At 42.5% G+C, this 17,274-nt stretch carries 12 protein-coding genes and 1 pseudogene; 7 read left to right on the forward strand and 6 right to left on the reverse strand.

What is annotated here, in order from left to right:
* Positions 1-25: 25 nt before the first annotated feature.
* The gene (locus NSTCB13_RS13755) at positions 26-766 is read right to left on the reverse strand and encodes an SDR family oxidoreductase (protein ID WP_448272712.1); all 741 of its coding nucleotides are present in this window, start codon (positions 764-766) and stop codon (positions 26-28) included.
* A gap of 477 nt (positions 767-1,243) precedes the next feature.
* Between NSTCB13_RS13755 and NSTCB13_RS13760 the strand changes: the two genes are divergently transcribed.
* A complete protein-coding gene (locus tag NSTCB13_RS13760) occupies positions 1,244-2,200 on the forward strand; it encodes an aldo/keto reductase (RefSeq protein WP_448272713.1) in 957 nt (318 codons plus the stop codon).
* 323 nt (positions 2,201-2,523) lie between these two features.
* Here NSTCB13_RS13760 and NSTCB13_RS13765 read toward each other — a convergent pair whose 3' ends face one another.
* Positions 2,524-3,105, reverse strand: coding sequence for a class I SAM-dependent methyltransferase (locus NSTCB13_RS13765; RefSeq protein ID WP_448272714.1), 582 nt, complete (start codon positions 3,103-3,105; stop codon positions 2,524-2,526).
* Positions 3,106-3,139: 34 nt separating this feature from the next.
* Between NSTCB13_RS13765 and NSTCB13_RS13770 the strand changes: the two genes are divergently transcribed.
* The 3 genes from NSTCB13_RS13770 (at position 3,140) to ftsH4 (ending at position 7,542) form a co-directional block, all read left to right on the forward strand.
* Positions 3,140-3,424 (forward strand): hypothetical protein, encoded by a 285-nt coding sequence (locus tag NSTCB13_RS13770; RefSeq protein ID WP_448272715.1) that lies wholly within the window; start codon positions 3,140-3,142, stop codon positions 3,422-3,424.
* Between the two features lie 509 nt (positions 3,425-3,933).
* A complete protein-coding gene (locus tag NSTCB13_RS13775) occupies positions 3,934-5,016 on the forward strand; it encodes a peptidoglycan-binding domain-containing protein (protein WP_448265187.1) in 1,083 nt (360 codons plus the stop codon).
* Positions 5,017-5,676: 660 nt separating this feature from the next.
* Positions 5,677-7,542, forward strand: coding sequence for an ATP-dependent zinc metalloprotease FtsH4 (ftsH4, locus tag NSTCB13_RS13780; protein ID WP_448272716.1), 1,866 nt, complete (start codon positions 5,677-5,679; stop codon positions 7,540-7,542).
* A gap of 60 nt (positions 7,543-7,602) precedes the next feature.
* Here ftsH4 and NSTCB13_RS13785 read toward each other — a convergent pair whose 3' ends face one another.
* The 3 genes and pseudogenes from NSTCB13_RS13785 to NSTCB13_RS13795 all read right to left on the reverse strand — a co-directional run bounded on the left by NSTCB13_RS13785 (position 7,603) and on the right by NSTCB13_RS13795 (position 10,756).
* Positions 7,603-8,802, reverse strand: coding sequence for an MFS transporter (locus NSTCB13_RS13785; protein WP_448273198.1), 1,200 nt, complete (start codon positions 8,800-8,802; stop codon positions 7,603-7,605).
* Between the two features lie 180 nt (positions 8,803-8,982).
* Positions 8,983-10,157: pseudogene (gene moeB, locus NSTCB13_RS13790) on the reverse strand (molybdopterin-synthase adenylyltransferase MoeB).
* A 140-nt stretch (positions 10,158-10,297) separates the two neighbouring features.
* Entirely contained in the window at positions 10,298-10,756 is a 459-nt protein-coding gene (locus NSTCB13_RS13795; protein ID WP_448270048.1) for a Mov34/MPN/PAD-1 family protein, read from the reverse strand.
* A gap of 1,049 nt (positions 10,757-11,805) precedes the next feature.
* On the opposite strand from NSTCB13_RS13795, the gene NSTCB13_RS13800 reads away from it, so the two are divergent.
* Both NSTCB13_RS13800 and NSTCB13_RS13805 read left to right on the forward strand, forming a co-directional pair.
* Positions 11,806-12,705: an IS982 family transposase gene (locus NSTCB13_RS13800; protein ID WP_445632155.1), complete on the forward strand. Its 900-nt coding sequence runs from the start codon at positions 11,806-11,808 to the stop codon at positions 12,703-12,705.
* A 26-nt stretch (positions 12,706-12,731) separates the two neighbouring features.
* On the forward strand, positions 12,732-14,207 hold the full coding sequence (locus NSTCB13_RS13805; RefSeq protein ID WP_448272717.1) for a calcium-binding protein: 1,476 nt from the start codon (positions 12,732-12,734) through the stop codon (positions 14,205-14,207).
* On the opposite strand, the gene NSTCB13_RS13810 is transcribed toward NSTCB13_RS13805, so the two are convergent.
* A protein-coding gene (locus NSTCB13_RS13810; protein WP_448273099.1) for an IS5 family transposase occupies positions 14,188-15,002 on the reverse strand; the annotation gives its coding sequence in 2 pieces (ribosomal slippage) (positions 14,188-14,636 and positions 14,636-15,002; 816 coding nt in all). The genes NSTCB13_RS13805 and NSTCB13_RS13810 overlap by 20 nt on opposite strands.
* Before the next feature lie 68 nt (positions 15,003-15,070).
* Between NSTCB13_RS13810 and NSTCB13_RS13815 the strand changes: the two genes are divergently transcribed.
* Positions 15,071-16,945 carry a beta strand repeat-containing protein gene (locus NSTCB13_RS13815; RefSeq protein ID WP_448273200.1) on the forward strand — a complete coding sequence of 625 codons (1,875 nt, stop codon included), beginning with the start codon at positions 15,071-15,073 and terminating at the stop codon, positions 16,943-16,945.
* Positions 16,946-17,274 lie beyond the last annotated feature (329 nt).

Raw genomic sequence — 17,274 nt, forward strand, 5'->3', positions numbered from 1 at the left:
ACCCGTGCCCCATGCCTTCTACTTTTTACCAAGGAACCACACCGTTTTCATCAAAAAACCCTCCGCTAGAACCATCATCAGGTAAAGTAGCTAGTCTTACTGCTGCGATCGCACCCTGCTCAACAGTGCGATACCCTTGGTATTGATTAATGTCAGTTGCGGTAAAGCCAGGATCGGCAGCATTGATTTTAATTGGGGTATCTTTAAGTTCGGCAGCTAATAAAACTGTGATTGCATTCACTGCTGTTTTGGATGAGTTATAAGCAAGAAGCTTAAAATCAGCGAATTCGTAATTTGGATCGGAGTTCTGAGTCAGAGAACCTAAACCACTTGATAAATTCACTATTCGCCCTGCTTCTGATTTTTTTAAAAGTGGCAACAACGCTTTTGTAACTGCAAACACTCCAAATACATTCGTTTCATAAGTATGTCGTAGTGTTTCAATATCAACTTGACTAGGTGGAAGGCGATCGCCATCACTTATTATTCCAGCATTGTTCACAAGGATATCAAGTTTTCCGAATTCGCTCTCGATTTGTTTAGCCGCGGAGTCAATTGTTTTTTGGTCGCTCACATCAAGTTGAATTGTTCGGGCATCGATCTGGCTAAGACGAAGTTTATTCGCTGCTTCTTCACCACGTTCTATATCTCTTGAACCAACAAGAACAGTAGCACCTCTAGAACCTAATTGGCGGGCAATCTCATATCCAATACCTTTGTTTGCGCCTGTAATCAGCGCAACTTTGCCTTTTAAATCTTCTGACATATTGCTTCTCTATTTTGATTGACACTGACAACTGTTAGTATCTTTGAGCAAGTTTAGTATACAAGTAGTGTGTATCAATACAATATTCAAGAGTGATTGTAATACAGTTCGGTTAAAGAGAAAAGGGAAAAAGGTGAATTCAAACCTTTACCCTTTCTGACTTTTCACGTTATGGGGAAAAGTCCACCAAAAACCTAACCCCCTAACCCCCTTCCCGTGTCGGGAAGGGGGAAAGTTCAAAGTCTCTTTCCTCTTAGGAGAGAGAAATAGAAGAGAGGTTTTCCAGATGCCGTGAAAAGTCAGTTACCCTTTACCCTTTCCCCAAACCACAACGGATATGAAAAGTGCTTATTCAAACCGTATTGAGAGTGATTTGTCATGTTTGCACCAGTAGTAATTCACACCTCAGATAGCTGTTGAGAAAATATGTGCAGTGTAAAGTAACAATTGACTCAAAAATTCTTGAAGAAAGTAGATATGCAAACCAAACAGCTTGGTAATTCGGAGCTTAACATTACTCCAATCGGCTTTGGTGCTTGGGCGATTGGTGGAGGTGAATGGGCTTTTGGCTGGGGAGAGCAAGATGACCAAGAATCGATCGCAGCGATCGATCGCGCTCTTGACCTTGGCGTTAATTGGATTGACACCGCAGCTATTTATGGTTTAGGGCATTCTGAAGAGGTTGTTGCTAAAGCGCTCAAAGGTCGATCTAGTCGCCCTTACATTTTCACAAAATGTTCAATGATCTGGGATGAAAAGGGCGAAATTAGTCGCAGCCTGAAGGCGGATTCTGTACGGCGGGAGGTTGAAGCCAGTCTGCGCCGACTCGACATTGAAACCATCGACCTTTACCAAATCCACTGGCCCAACCCTGACTCAGAAATCGAAGAAGGCTGGACAACTTTGGCCAAGCTCAAGGATGAGGGTAAGATTCGCTATATCGGGGTTTCCAATTTCAATGTCGAACAGTTGAAACGTATCCAAGAGATTGCACCAGTTACGTCATTGCAACCGCCTTATTCGCTGGTAAAGCCGGATGTCGAAAAGGAGATTCTGCCTTTTTGTCAGGAAAATAACATAGGTGTGATTGTGTATTCACCTATGCAATCTGGTTTGCTCACAGGAAAGATGACACCTGAGCGAGTTGCTAATTTCCCAGATAATGATTGGCGCAAAAACAATAGTGAATTTCAGGAGCCACGTCTATCTCGTAACCTGAAGCTAGTCGAGGTGTTGCAACACATTGGTAAACAACACGATCGCTCGCCAGGTGAAGTTGCGATCGCTTGGACTTTAAATAATCCGGCGGTGACTGCGGCGATCGTTGGCGGACGCAATCCTAAGCAGGTAGAAGGAATCATTGGTGCTGGAGAATTTCGTCTCAATCAGCAGGAACTAAATGATATTGATACTTTCCTGCGCGAGAATCCATAAAATCTCTGCTGGAAAACCTCATAAACCCCACGACTTTAGTCCGGGGGTCAATACTTGTCGGTTAAAGGGAAAAGGGAAAGGGGAAAAGGGAAATAAAAAACTTTTAACCTTTACCCTTTAACCTTTTCCCCAAACCCAATTCCGATTTAAAAATGCACAAAGCGTGCAGTATTGAGCCGGGGGTTTATTCATAAGACCTCTTGGCATTTGTGCCTTTTGCAACAGGTCGGGAAATGGGTGCATGTTAAAGGGGAATGTTAATTCTATCCCTTTTCCCTTTAACCCTTACCCTTTACCCGACAAATGCCAAGAAGTCTATACTTTTATTTTGTCGCTACACCGATAATATGAGGACTAACAATTGGCAATTGTGCATCAAATCGCTCGTAATGGATGCTACTAAAACCAGCATTTCCTAATGCTATCCAAGTTTCTCTATCTGGATGACAACCATCACCTATTGCTTTCCAAATTGGACTAATTGTGTTTTGTACTTGTCGCAATAAACTTCCTTGAGGTGCGGCGACATGTTCAATAAATAAGAAGCGTCCGCCTGGTTTAAGTACTCTTAAAATTGCCTGCAATGTATAATCTATATTCGGCACAGAGCACAAAAATAATGTACTAACAACAGTATCGATGCTGTTATCTTCGGCATCTAACCATTCAGCATTACCAATGCGGAGGTCGATATTTAAACCCAGTTTTTCTGCTTGTTTTTGAAGAGAAGAATGCGTCTGTGAATTTGGCTCGATTCCTATCCAATGGATATCTTTAGGATAGTAGGGTAAGTTAGCACCTGTTCTGGGGCCAATTTCTAAAACTTTGCCTTGGAGATTAGCAAAAAGAGAACGTTGGCGATCGCTGACAATTTTATCATATTTACTACTATTTGAAGCCATCATCCAGGCAAAAAAATGTTTCCCAAGGTTTGCAAAAATGTTATTTTTTGAATCTCCAATAATTTGGTTTACAGTCATTATCTACTTCCTAATTTTTGAGCCGAGAAATTGGGGTGCTAAACAACCATTTGATAGCATCAAGGTACAATACTTGGTGTTTGTTGTACCTCACCCATTAGACTCACCTGATAGGATGAATTTAATTAACGTATTAGGCGTAGCGACTGACCGTAAGATATTACAGAAAGGACAAAAGGATAGAGGCGTTTATAGATATGACGATGAGCGATGCCTACGGTGGTCACTGAGCCTCTTGCCTTGAGTTTCGACTGCGCGGTAATCGAGCGACTTGTACTGAGCGTAGTCGAAGTAAGTCGAGATTCAACTACCGCGAAGCCGAAAGGTGTCGAAGTGCGGGCTTTGCATACGCTATGGTTATACAATTTTGGCTAATTATAGCCAGAGATTTTTGAATAGCCGCTTTGGTTTCATTACCTACCGCAGAGTATCCTGATTTCAAATCCAAATTGGCGGGTCTTTGATAATAACATGGGGGATGCCTGCGGTAAATGCTCGCCTACACAATTTGCTGTGGCTCACCTCCATAAAGTTTCAGGCCCCATTTGCCAACAAGTTAAAAAGACAGCTGCTTCCTATTTTAAGGAGCCATGAGAAAAGCTAACATAACTGCGGATGTTATAATCCAAAGTGGGTTTTGCAAAACAGTCATGAAGTACGAGATACCAAATTGACAGTGGTAAGAACTTAAATTATACGACGAATAGTGACAGAAAAATTAACTAAAAACAATTGTTTCATCGAAGAAAAACTATGAGCTTTAAACTTCAAGCTTTGCAACTTCCGACTCTCCAGAAAAAATCCGAAGGGCCAATTGTAATTGCTTGGCAGAAATTTCTTTTAGATTATGACTTCCCCATTGCTGCCGTTGATGGGGATTTCGGGAATATTACAGCTCAAGCAACTCGTGATTATCAGACTAGTAATGCTTTAACAGTAACAGGAATTGTTGATACTGCTACTTATAAAAAAGCGCTAGAGCAAGGTTTTGCAATTTATTTCGCTATCTATACCAATGCCGGTAAAAAATTCTTAACCTATCTTAACTTTGGAGAAAATGAGGTCAAAGATTTACAAAAAAGTTTAACAGCGATCGGTCGTTTGAATCCCCCGTTAGTAGCTGATGGAGACTTTGGCCCCAACAGTACAAAAGGACTAGCCGAAACTTATAAAATCAGAGACGTTAATTTTCGAGCCGAGTTAGCTCAACAGCTTTCTAATACAACAAAAACTAAGCTTGGCATTGATTTGGAGCTAGCTTTAGACAACATAACTGAATACGCCAAAAAATTAAGAGAACAACTGAGTGGAAAAGCCTGGGTTAATTTTTTCCCAGACAGCGACTTAATTGATGATTTAGCTTCTCCCTTCCGTCAAAAAGTACAAGCTTTTGAGCAAGCCTTAAAAAATGCCGGAGCTAATATTGATATTTCCTCAGTATTCCGGCCAGCGGAACGAGCTTATTTAATGCACTATTCTTTCCGTATTAGTAATAATGAAATTGCTGCCAAAGATGTTCCACCTATGCCTAATGTAGATATTAATTGGCTACATTACACCAATGCTGGTTCTGTCCAAGCTGCTAAAGAAATGGTGTCTGCTTATAATATTGCTTTTCGACCTGTTCTTACCTCTCGTCATACCCAAAGATTAGCAATTGATTGGGAAATTACTTGGTCAGGAACCTTAAAGATCAAAAACGCTAACGGAACGACAGTTAGTATCGATCAGCCACGGACAAGTTATGAAAATCCTACTTTATGGCAGGTTGGCCGTTCTTACGGTGTGATTAAATTATCTAGCGATCGCCCCCACTGGTCGCATGATGGACATTAATGGCTAGCAAAAGCGCATATATGGAGAACGCAGTTCTAGACATGACTTGAGAAAAGTTCCAGATTGGAGCAAGGAAAGCTCCGCCAAGGCTCCAGAATAACTCTTTGTGTGGGATTTCTATTTGCGTCTCCTAATCTCTGCATATTTTTTGAGTACGGTAAACCGTATTTGCTCGTTAGTTCACAAAAATTAATTAAATTGTTAAGTTTAGTTACATAAATAAGTAAAAAAATGCTGCAAACATTCCTAAATGGGAGAAATTATGAGAAACAGTAGTATACTTGAAGATCGAGACAAGCTGGACAACTTTGCATTACCGTTAGCGAGTCTTCTCCCATCTCCCAAAGAGAGATACAAGGGCTAACGAGCATCATGAGCCTTACAGCTCGTTGTAGACATTGCTCAGATTGGGCGAATATATCAGCATTCTTGACCAGTCTTTAATCAAGTTTCTCAAAGCTTTAAGGGAAATAAGGAACAGGGGAAGCAGGGGAAAAGCAATGCCCCATGACGCCACTTGACGGCAGTTGCTCCACTTGGGGAGACCCCAAGACCGCACTGCCTCCTCCACCTGGGGAGACCCCAAGACCGCAGTGGCTCCCCCATACCCTATGCCCAATTTTCAAGTTAGTTTTCATTATTTAAGGATTGGTAACATTTATGGGAATTAAAGAACAGCCTAAGTCACCTCGGTTTCGGATCGTTGCTAATATTTTACTGGCAGTATCAGGACTATTCCTGCTCTTGAATTTATTTTTGCCTGGTTTATTTGCTTCAGGCCCTGCTGGTGTTCCCTATAGCCTATTTATTCATCAAGTACAGGAAGGGGAAGTCAGCCGAGTTTCCGTTGGTCAAAACCAGATTCTTTACCAAACAAAAACAGAAAATTCCCAACCGGGCCAGGTGTTTGCAACGACACCAATCTTTGATTTAGAGTTACCCAAACTGCTAGAAGAAAAGGGAGTTGAATTCGCTGCGACACCGCCACCCAAAAATACTTGGTTTACAACCCTCTTGAGTTGGGTGATTCCACCACTGATTTTCATTGGTATTTGGCAGTTTTTTCTCGCTCGTGGTGGTGGCGGTGGTCCCCAAGGCGCGCTTTCCATTGGTAAGAGCAAAGCTAAGGTTTACGTAGAAGGCGAATCTGCGAAAATCACCTTTGCAGATGTGGCTGGAGTAGAAGAAGCAAAAACTGAGTTAGTAGAAATTGTAGATTTCCTCAAAACTCCGGCACGGTTTACGCAAATCGGCGCTAGGATTCCCAAAGGTGTGTTGTTAGTTGGGCCTCCGGGAACTGGTAAAACACTGTTAGCAAAAGCCGTAGCAGGAGAAGCAGGAGTTCCATTTTTCAGCATCTCTGGTTCCGAGTTTGTCGAATTGTTTGTCGGTGTAGGTTCTTCTAGAGTCCGGGATTTGTTTGAGCAGGCGAAAAAACAAGCTCCCTGTATTGTATTCATTGATGAATTAGATGCAATTGGTAAGTCTCGTAGCAGTAACGGCTTCTACGGTGGGAACGATGAGCGCGAACAAACCCTCAACCAATTACTAACTGAGATGGATGGGTTTGCAGCTGGGGATGCAACGGTGATTGTACTAGCAGCGACCAACCGCCCGGAAACCCTAGACCCGGCATTGCTGCGTCCAGGTCGCTTTGACCGCCAAGTGTTGGTAGACCGTCCCGATTTATCTGGTCGGGAAGCAATTCTCAAGATTCACGCTCAAAAGGTAAAATTAGGAGATGATGTAGATTTAAAAGCGATCGCTACTCGTACCCCTGGTTTTGCTGGCGCAGATTTAGCAAACTTGGTAAACGAAGCCGCATTATTGGCAGCGCGCAATCTGCGTGAAAAGGTTGCTCAAGAAGACTTTGCCGAAGCAATTGAGCGGGTAGTCGCCGGTTTAGAGAAGAAGAGTCGTGTGATGAACGACACTGAGAAAAAGATTGTTGCATACCATGAAGTTGGTCACGCAATGGTCGGGGCGCTGACAACCGGAAACGGTCGTGTAGAAAAGATTTCGATTATTCCTCGTGGGATGGCAGCTTTGGGCTACACCCTGCAATTACCAACTGAAGACCGCTTTTTGCTGAATGAAGATGAATTGCGGGGTCAGATTGCAACTTTATTGGGTGGACGTTCCGCCGAAGAGATTGTGTTTAACAGTATTACCACAGGTGCTTCCAACGATTTGCAACGAGCAACTGACTTAGCAGAACGGATGGTAACAACTTATGGTATGAGCAAAGTCTTAGGACCATTAGCTTATCAACAAGGACAACAAGCAGCATTTTTGGGCAATGGTACTACTAATCCTCGGAGATTGGTAAGCGAAGATACAGCAAAAGCAATTGATATCGAAGTCAAGGAAATCGTGGAAACAGCCCACGAACAAGCCCTAGAGATTCTCAGACAGAATCGAGACTTGCTAGAAGCGATCGCTACTCAACTCTTAGAAACAGAGGTCATTGAAGGCGAAAAACTGCACGATTTGTTGAGTCAAGTGAAACCTGTAACTCATTCGTAATTCAGAAAGTCAGATTTCATCCACAGAGGTACGTAGAGTATAACTTTGCGTACCTTTGCGTTAAACCTCTGCGTTCCTCTGCGTTTCAGAAATGCCACTCACTGCAATGCAAACACCAGCAAACAAAAATGCCAATCCACCCCCAACAGCACCTACAAAAGGTGTTATTACTTGCAGTTGGGGAAATATAATGCCAAACAAACTCATAGCTAAAGCAAACCCACCAAAATACATCCCAATTCCTAATCCCGCCCACCGCTGGGGTACTAGTCCCAAAGCAAAAGGAATTGCCCCGTTGACAATTAAACTAAAGCTGGCAATGATTAATCCAATTATTGGAATTTGTGCGCCCAGAGATATCATTATCAATAACGAGGGAATGATTGCACAGATCCCACAAAGCATTGCTTGACGATTACCAATTTTGACGGCGAAGATTCCCGCTGGTATGCTGGCAATTGCGATCGCTATTCCAATCCACACCATCAGCACATCAATATTATCAGTATTCAGTTGGGTTTTCAGCACTTTACCCAAGACATCCATAAGAAATCGGATACCCCACGCCACACCGAAACCAGTTCCTAAAATCAAAGCCAATTTCTGCAAGGGCAACTTTACTGTTTCTGCTTGATGTTTATCCACTGGTGCTTCTGGAGGATTGACTAAGCGCAACACGGCTGCCGCTCCCAGTATCACAAAAGAACCGAGCGCAAAGGTATAAACTGGGCCTAAGCTGAGAATAAACTTGTAGCTTATCGGTCTAAAAGCCCCAATCACACCGCCTGTTAAAGTGACAAAACTTACTGCTAAAGGTAACTGGGCTGGTGTCGAATACATCCCTAATAGGCACATAACTGGAGAGCGAAATATTGTCATTGCCAATGCCCAAGCTACCAATACTATAGGTAAGAGCGATCGCATCATAGTAGTAGGCGGGATCAAACTTACAACGCATGGTATGGCAATAAACAAAGCCGATGCAAGAATCATACCCACTGAGATGAATGGAAACCGAGTTCCTACCCAACGCCTAGCTTGGTCTGAAAGTCCGCCCATCACTGGTTCCAGCACTGCACCCAAGGCATTTTCGACTAGCACCAAATCAACTGCCAATGAAGCAGGAAAACCAAACTGAGTCAATAGTTGCGGCAAATATATATTATAAATTAACCAAGAGAGGGTAATTGCTCCCTGCACCGCTGCCAACACCCAAACTTGCACCCATAAAATATTGAGATGAGATTTTGAGGTAGTCATAAGGAGATGGGCATTGGGAATTGGGAATTGGGCATTGGGCATTGGGCATTGGGCATTGGGCATGGAGAAGAGACAAGGTAGACAAGGAAGAGGGGGGAGACGAAGGAGAAACTTGTCCCCTTGTCCCCTTGTCCCCTTGTCTCGCCTGCCTCTCTGCCCCCCTGCCTCCTGCCTCTCTTGTTAATACTCTGGAACTGAAGGATCGATTTCTCGACTCCAAGCGGTAATTCCGCCTTTAACATTCGTCCCGACAATCCCGGCTTCCTTGAGAATGGCTAGGGCTTTTGCCGATCGCCCGCCCATTTTACAATGAGCAATTAAACGATGACCGTTTAATATTTCCTTCACCTTAGCAACACCATTGCCATTTTCAATGTCTGGTAAGGGCACCAACACTGAACCTGGAATCTTGGCAATATCGTACTCATGGGGGTTGCGGACATCCAGCAGTACAAAATCCTTTGCACCGCTATCTAACAACTCCTTCAAATCCTTGACGGTCATTTCTTGACTTTCCATCTGCTGTTTTGCCTCCTCTGCCTTAGCTTGTGGAATCCCGCAGAATTCTTCGTAATCTATCAGCTTTTCAATTACTGGGCGAATCGGGTTCGGACGCAGTTTCAACTCCCGAAATTTCATATCCAAGGCGTTGTATAGCAGCAATCGCCCGCTGAGAGTGTTCCCTTGTCCCAGAATGATTTTAACAGCTTCGGTCGCCTGGATTAAACCAATAATTCCTGGCAAAATTCCCAATACACCACCTTCTGCACAAGAAGGAACCATTCCTGGTGGTGGTGGTTCTGGGAAAAGGTCACGATAATTCGGGCCACCTTCGTAATTAAATACAGTAGCTTGCCCTTCAAAGCGTAAAATTGAACCGTAGACGTTGGGCTTATTCAGCAATACGCAGGCATCGTTAACTAGATATCTGGTGGGGAAGTTATCAGTACCATCCACAACGATATCGTAAGGTTGAATCAGCTCTAGGGCGTTTTCGGAAGTCAGACGAGTTTCGTATAAATCAACCTGACAATAGGGGTTAATCTCGTGAATGCGGTTTTTCGCCGATTCAATTTTGGGTTTACCCACCCAGGATGTCCCGTGAATTACTTGGCGTTGCAGATTAGAAGTATCGACAACATCAAAATCGACAATTCCGATGCGTCCCCAATACCCGCCGCCGCCAAATATAAAAGTAGTGGTGAACCGAGTCCACCTGTACCGATACACATTACACTAGCGGCTTTCAGGCGCTTCTGTCCTTCTAGCCCTACTTCCGGTAAAATCAGGTGTCGGGAGTAGCGTTCGTAATCGTCTTTGGTCAACTGGATTTCGTCCAGATTGGGATTGAGCATAACAGTTATGATGTGAGAAAGCGGAATATTAATCCTATCGAAAAACTGGATCTTATATAGAGATAGGAGTGGGAAAGACGAATTTTCATCTGTGGTGGCGGCTAAAACCGCTACGAGTGACTATCTTTAAACTAAGTCAGTTATTTTATATTTTCAATTTCCTCTATTTGAAACTGATGAGTATCATCAAGGCTCCAACTTTTGAGTTCTCCAGCTTTGCCGTTTTGGACGGAAACTATTATATACGAGTATCCCTGCCAAGCGTATAGGCGATCGCATTCTGAAGGGATAGCAGGATGATCTGGATGAGAGTGAAAAATGCCGATAATGTTCAGTGAGCGATCGCGTGCTTCCCTTTGTGTTTTTAACATAACTTCGGGTGCGATCGTATATTGCCGTCTTTTACTTTCTGTTGTGCGTTCTCCTGGAAATTCAGCAGCCGCTTCTGTATTCCAAGCATTTTCTGTTGGCATGACTTCTACCACAGTTTTGCCCTCATTTGCCAGATAGCCCAAAATTATACCACAGCACTCATCTGGGTAGGTGCTTTCGGCATGGGTGCGGATAGTTTGCAAGTGTTCTTGGCTAAGTTGAATCATGTCTGCGTTTGTAATTTTAGCAACTTCTAACAATTCTTGCTGAATGCGTATGCTAGCAAAAACCGCAGGCGTTTGCGATCGCGCAGCGTTCCGCAGGAAAGCTTGCCGTACCCCTCCGGGGAAGCAAGCTACGCGTAGCGTCTGTCTGCGACACGCTGCGCGATCGCAGAGAAGGTATCGCAGCACAAAAAAGAACATATATATTATGTATTTTGTATCACTCCTCAAAAGTTTTACCTACTGAGTTATGCCTTATAAATTAGAAGAATATGAAGAATATACAAAGCTTAGTACTTGTGTATACATTTTTCAGCCAGTAATGTGAAGAGTATGCAAAGATGAGTATTTAAGCATAGACATCTAAGTAACATATTCATTATGTAGTTATTTTTGAGGCTCTTGAGATATTCTCTATTTTCAAACTAGACACTCACAGATAACAGCCCACAAGGAGGGCATGAAAATCTTTTTCCCGCTCAAGAGTCAACTATTGACTATTTTCTCTTCTATAGCAGTCCTAAATGAGTTGCTTTCCACATCTATTCCCTATTCCCCATTCCCTATTCCTTGTCTCCACGAGTAGTTTGTAAATCAAATAGGATTGCTATAGTAGAACTTAGGCACTGGCAAAAAACCAAATATAAAGAGCGAATTTTAGGCATTTAATTGTTAGATTTTTTGATTATTGTTCAGTGATTTATACTGAATAAATACGATCAAAAAAGCCTGAAATGGCAGATGTTCAAAATTGACACACTCATTAATTATACAGTGCTTAAGACTTAGATAGTTTGAGATGTTTGGATAATTGGTACGTATAAACCTTGAAACAGGGTGAGTGTTAGAGAGATATTACTTCTCTTCAATGGGGAGATGAGAATATGCCGAAAACGTCAAATTTCGCCAAATACTTTGTGCCATAAAAATGCACAAACCGCAGATTTACAACTGAAATTTACTGAAAAAATCGATTTAGATAACCTGAGTTCGGGATAAGGAAAAGGACAGGTAGTAAGCTGAAAATAACAACAAATCCAGCAACCTGTCCTATGTTTAGTTTAGATGCTTTGTTCTGTCATGTAGATGATTTCTGTAAAGCGTTTGAAGCTCAATGGCACAGAAAACTGTTAAATCATGGAGGAATAAAACGTGTAAGAGCGAAAAGCTTGTGTTTAAGTGAAATAATGACAATTATCATCGCTTTTCATCAAAATCACTACCGGAATTTCAAACATTTTTATTTGAATCAGGTGAAACAGCAGTGGAGTTCTGCGTTTCCAGGTCTTCCTTCTTATCAACGATTTATTGAATGGATACCATCAACTTTAATACCTTTATGCGTCTATCTGAAGCATTGTTTCGGACAATGTACGGGTATCGGCTTTATCGATTCAACCTGCTTGAAGGTATGTCATAATCGTCGGATTTCTCGGCATAAGGTATTTAAAGGTTTAGCCGCTCGTGGCAAGACTTCCGTGGATTGGTTTTTTGGTTTTAAGCTTCATATTGTTGTCAATGAGCTTGGTCAACTCTTAAATGTGACTCTTACTCCTGGTAATATTGATGACCGTAAACCCGTACCAGATTTACTGTGTAAGCTTTTTGGCAAAATATTTGGCGTTAGCGAAGCTTACCGAAGGTATCGCGGCTATGTTTCTGAAAAACTTGCTTCTCAGCTTTTGGAAGAGTTCGGAATCCAATTTTTCGCTAAACCCCGTCGCAATATGAAGAATAGGCTGATGCGTCTTCATGACAAACTTTTGTCCCGTAAACGCTCAATTATTGAAACGATTAATGATCAACTCAAAAACATTTCTCAGATTGAACATTCTCGACACCGAAGCCCCGTTAATTTTTGCGTTAACGTTCTTTGCGGATTAATCGCTTATTGTCATCAACCTAAGAAACCTAGCCTTCAACTGGAGTGGCTTTTACCTCCTTATCTTTAACCCGAACTCAGGTTAGGTAGAAAGTTATGGCAAATATCAATGGCACAAACGGTAATGATACCCTCTATGGGACAACAAGTGATGACTTGATTAATGGTTTAGCCGGTGACGATCAACTATATCCTAATGGAGCCTACGATACCCTCAACGGTGGCGGCGGTAAGGATAAATTTGTTTACGAGGCTAATCTTAACAGTCGTACCATTATCATCACCGATTTCGATGGCATTGGTAAAGGCTCAAACCCATCAGCAGAGGTGATTGCCTCAGTGGATACCTTGCAATTTACAGGAGATGAGCAATTAATTGCGAGAAATTTGCTATTAACTCTATTAATTCAAAATGGAAACAACTTAGAAATCAGCTTTGACGGGGTGGAGTTTGGTTCCACAGTTTTTCTGGAAAACTTTGTCCTGGAAAACCTAGACAATTTAGCCCAGGTTGGCAATATCCTATTCTATGGGCAAACTAGTATTAAAGACAGTTTTGATGTCTTCAATGCCAACTCTACCCAAAACACTATCTTTAAAAAGAACACAGTCACTTTTCTTAACGAACTCGACAATAATGTTAACGGTTTTGATAACTCAGATGATGTCATCAATGGTCAGGGGGGCAATGACAAAATCGACGGCTTGAGTGGCAACGACTTGCTGCGGGGTGGTATGGGGAATAATACTCTCATAGGTGGTGCAGGTGACGATACCTTGCGTGCTGGCAGCTATTCATTAAGCGATAATCTACTGAATGGAGGCGATGGCAATGATTCTCTCTCCATCTCTGACTCGTATGGCAAAAACACCATTGAGGGTGGTGCAGGTGACGATACCTTGAATGCTAGTGGTTCAAAAGGCGATAATCTACTGAGTGGAGGTGATGGCAACGATTTTCTTAGCTCCGGTGCCTTTGGTAGTAATAATACCCTCAACGGTGGTAATGGCGATGATATCTTCACCACAAGTGTCGGTGCCATAAACAATAATATCCTCACAGGTGGCGGTGGCAAGGATAAATTTGTTGTTTACAATTTCTCATACTACAGCAAGACTAATAATATTATCACCGATTTCGGTGGAGTAAATAAAAACATAAATCCCTCGACAGCAGTGATTGCCGAAGTGGACACCCTAAATTTTCAGGACGATGACTCCTTCTTCTTGTTTACTGCTCAAAATATGCTGCTGACCCAGAATGGCAACAATCTGGAAATCACTTTTGCAGGGACGCTTCCTAAAGGCAAACTTATCTTGGAAAACTTTGCCTTGGAAAACCTGGATAACCTCAGCAAATCTACAGGAGCGATTGTAGACTTAGGCAACATTCTGTTTGAAGGGCAAACTAGTATCACAGACAGCTTTGATGTCTTTAATGCCAACTCCACCCAAAACACGGTCTTTAAAAAAAACACAGTCACTTTTCTTAACGACCTCGACAATAATGTTAGCGGCTTTGACAATTCAGAGCTGATTCGTAAACAAAAGCTTAAGAAGCCATCCGCTTGATCATCAGACGAATCAATGAGCCATAAATCATAGCTTCACTTAACTCTGTGTACAACTCATAATCCTTACTCAAACGCCGAAATCTATTAAGCCAGCCAAATGTCCGTTCCACAATCCATCGTTTCGGCAATCGCTCAAATGTTTTCGATATCCTTTCAATCACCTCAACACGAACCTTTTCTCCGCAAACTTTCTTGACTGCTTGAGCAAAGTTTTCTCCTGAATAGCCTTGATCTACCCAAACAACTTCCAATTTGGACAATTCTTTAACCGCCTCATGCAGTACAACCACAGCACCTAAACGTTCTGACGCATTGGCTTCAGTTACTAAAACACCAATCAACAACCCTTGAGAATCTACAACTATATGTCGCTTACGCCCTTTAACCTTCTTACCACCATCGAAACCGTAGACCTCCCCTTTTTTTCCGTGGTCTTCACTGACTGAGAATCTGCGATCGCCACGGTAGAATTTTCATCTCGCCCTAAATCTTGTCGCAGTTGATAGCGCACTTGGTCGTGAATCTGCTGCCAGATGCCTTTACGCTGCCATTTTTGAAAGTAGCCATACACTGTTGTATATGGAGGAAGGTCATGAGGTAGCATTTCCCATTGACACCCAGTACGTTGCACGTAGAAAATTGCATTCAATATTTCTCGTAAATCTACTTCTACAGGATGCCCAAATCCCTTTGGCGTAGGGAGAAGAGGCTTGAGAATCAACCATTCAGCATCGCTTAAATCACTTGGGTAGGGTTTGCGGTGTGGATTCTCAATCGTAGGTATACGGCTCATCGACAACAACATAAATTACACTCGATTTAGCCTATAACCTTAACAAAGCCGGATTCAGCTTTCTTTAGATTTTCTTTACGAATCAGCTCTCAGATGATGTCATTAATGCTCAGGGAGGCGATGACAAAATCGACGGATTGAGTGGCAATGACCTTTTGAGAGGTGGTGTAGGCAATAATACCCTCAATGGTGGTACTGGTGATGATAGCTTGAATGTTGACTCTTCATCAGGCGATAACCTCCTCTTTGGTGGCGATGGCAATGATTCTCTCTTTGCCTCTGGCTACCAGTATTACTCCAGCCAATACCAAGAAGGCGACGACATACAAGGCGACGATCTTCGCTTAGAGGGTAATAATACCCTCAACGGTGGTGCCGGTAACGATAACTTGAGTGCTAGTGGTTCAAAAGGCGATAACCTACTTTTTGGTAGCGATGGCAATGATTCTCTCTCTGTCTCTGGCTATTACTCCAACCCTGGCGGCGACTTTTTCCAGTACTACAACAATCGCACATTAGGCAATAATACCCTTAACGGTGGTGCTGGTGACGACACCTTGAGTGCTAGTGGTTCAGCAGGTGATAACCTCCTCTCTGGGGGTGATGGCAATGATTCTCTCTCCGTCTCTGGCTTTATCGAATATAATTACGACTCCTCCTTGAACTCTGTCTCATCTGGCAATAACACCCTTAACGGTGGCACTGGTGATGATACCTTAAATACTAGCGGTTCAACAGGCGATAACCTCCTCTCTGGGGGTGATGGCAATGATTTCTTATATGTCAGCACCCCATTAAACACCCGATCTCAATATCCTCCTATCACCTCTGATTTAGTGACTCAAACGGTAGATGCGGGTAAGGGTGACGATTTCTTGTCCGTCGATTACACCTTTGCTACCGGAGGAATCACTTCGACTTTTGATGCTACTACTAACATTGGATCGATTACGGCAGGTACGGATCTAGTTAACTATAAGTTTATCGAACGATTCAATATCTTAGGTACAGCCTACGATGACAACATCGTGGGGAATAGTAGTAACGATACCCTCTCTACGGGCTATGGTGGCAAAGATACGATAGATGGAGGTAAGGGTGACGATGTGTTATCTGTCAATTACACCTCTGCTACAGGAGGGATCACTTCGACTTTTGATGCCACTACTAACAGTGGATCAATGACTGCGGGCAACGATCGAGTTAGCTACAAGAATATCGAACGATTCAATATCTCAGGTACAGCCTACGATGATAACATTGTAGGGAGCAATGGTAACGATACGCTTTGCCTGGGCTATGATGGTAATAATAGTGGCAAAGATACTATAGATGGGGGAAAGGGTGACGATGTGCTATTCTCCTATTACTACTATAGTGATGTTAGTAATACCGAGGGAATCACTTCGACTTTTGATGCCACTACTAACAGTGGCTCGATTACGCTAGGCAATAATCGAGTTAGCTACAAGAATCTCGAAGGATTAAATATTATAGGCACATTCTGCCCTGACAATATTGTGGGGAGCAACGGCAACGATACGCTCTCCGGGGGCTATGGTTATAACAATTATTCATTTTATCATGAACTTTCAGATAACGATACCCTTTATGGCGGAGATGGTACTGATACCTTTTTTTTCCATAGTATTAATAATAATGAAGAAGGTATCGATCGCGTTTATGACTTTAATGCGACTAATGAATTAATTCAAGTATCGGCTGCTGGTTTTGGTGGCGGGTTATCAGTAGGTTCACTTAAGACAAACCAGTTTACCCTCGGAACATCTGCAACAACAAGCAATCAAAGATTTATCTATGACTTCACTACAGGTGCACTGTATTTTGACTCTGATGGTAGTGCGGGTGTAGAGACTCAGGTACAATTTGCACAATTATCTCCTGGCTTGACACTAACCGAAAACAATTTTATGGTTGTCTAATTTTTTTTATTAGCGCTCTGGCATCAGTCTGGATAAAGCTTGCGAGGCGTTCTTTTCAACACCTCGCATACGATTGATCGATACAATTACTTTTAACAGAGAGGATGTGTTAGGTTTTATTCCTTAACTTTTGGCATAGGTACGGATGGTTTGCAGTATTCTTGGTTAAGTCAATTTATGTCTGCGTTGATAATTTTGATAACCTATAGCGATTCTTGCACAGATATATATTGGTAGGCGATCGCTCTCATCGTAGTATAAGTTAACCAAGGCGTAGGCTAGTAAAAACCGTAGGCGATCGCAGCCTTCAAAAATAAAAATATGTATTT

The sequence above is a fragment of the Nostoc sp. DSM 114160 genome, from assembly GCF_053470305.1.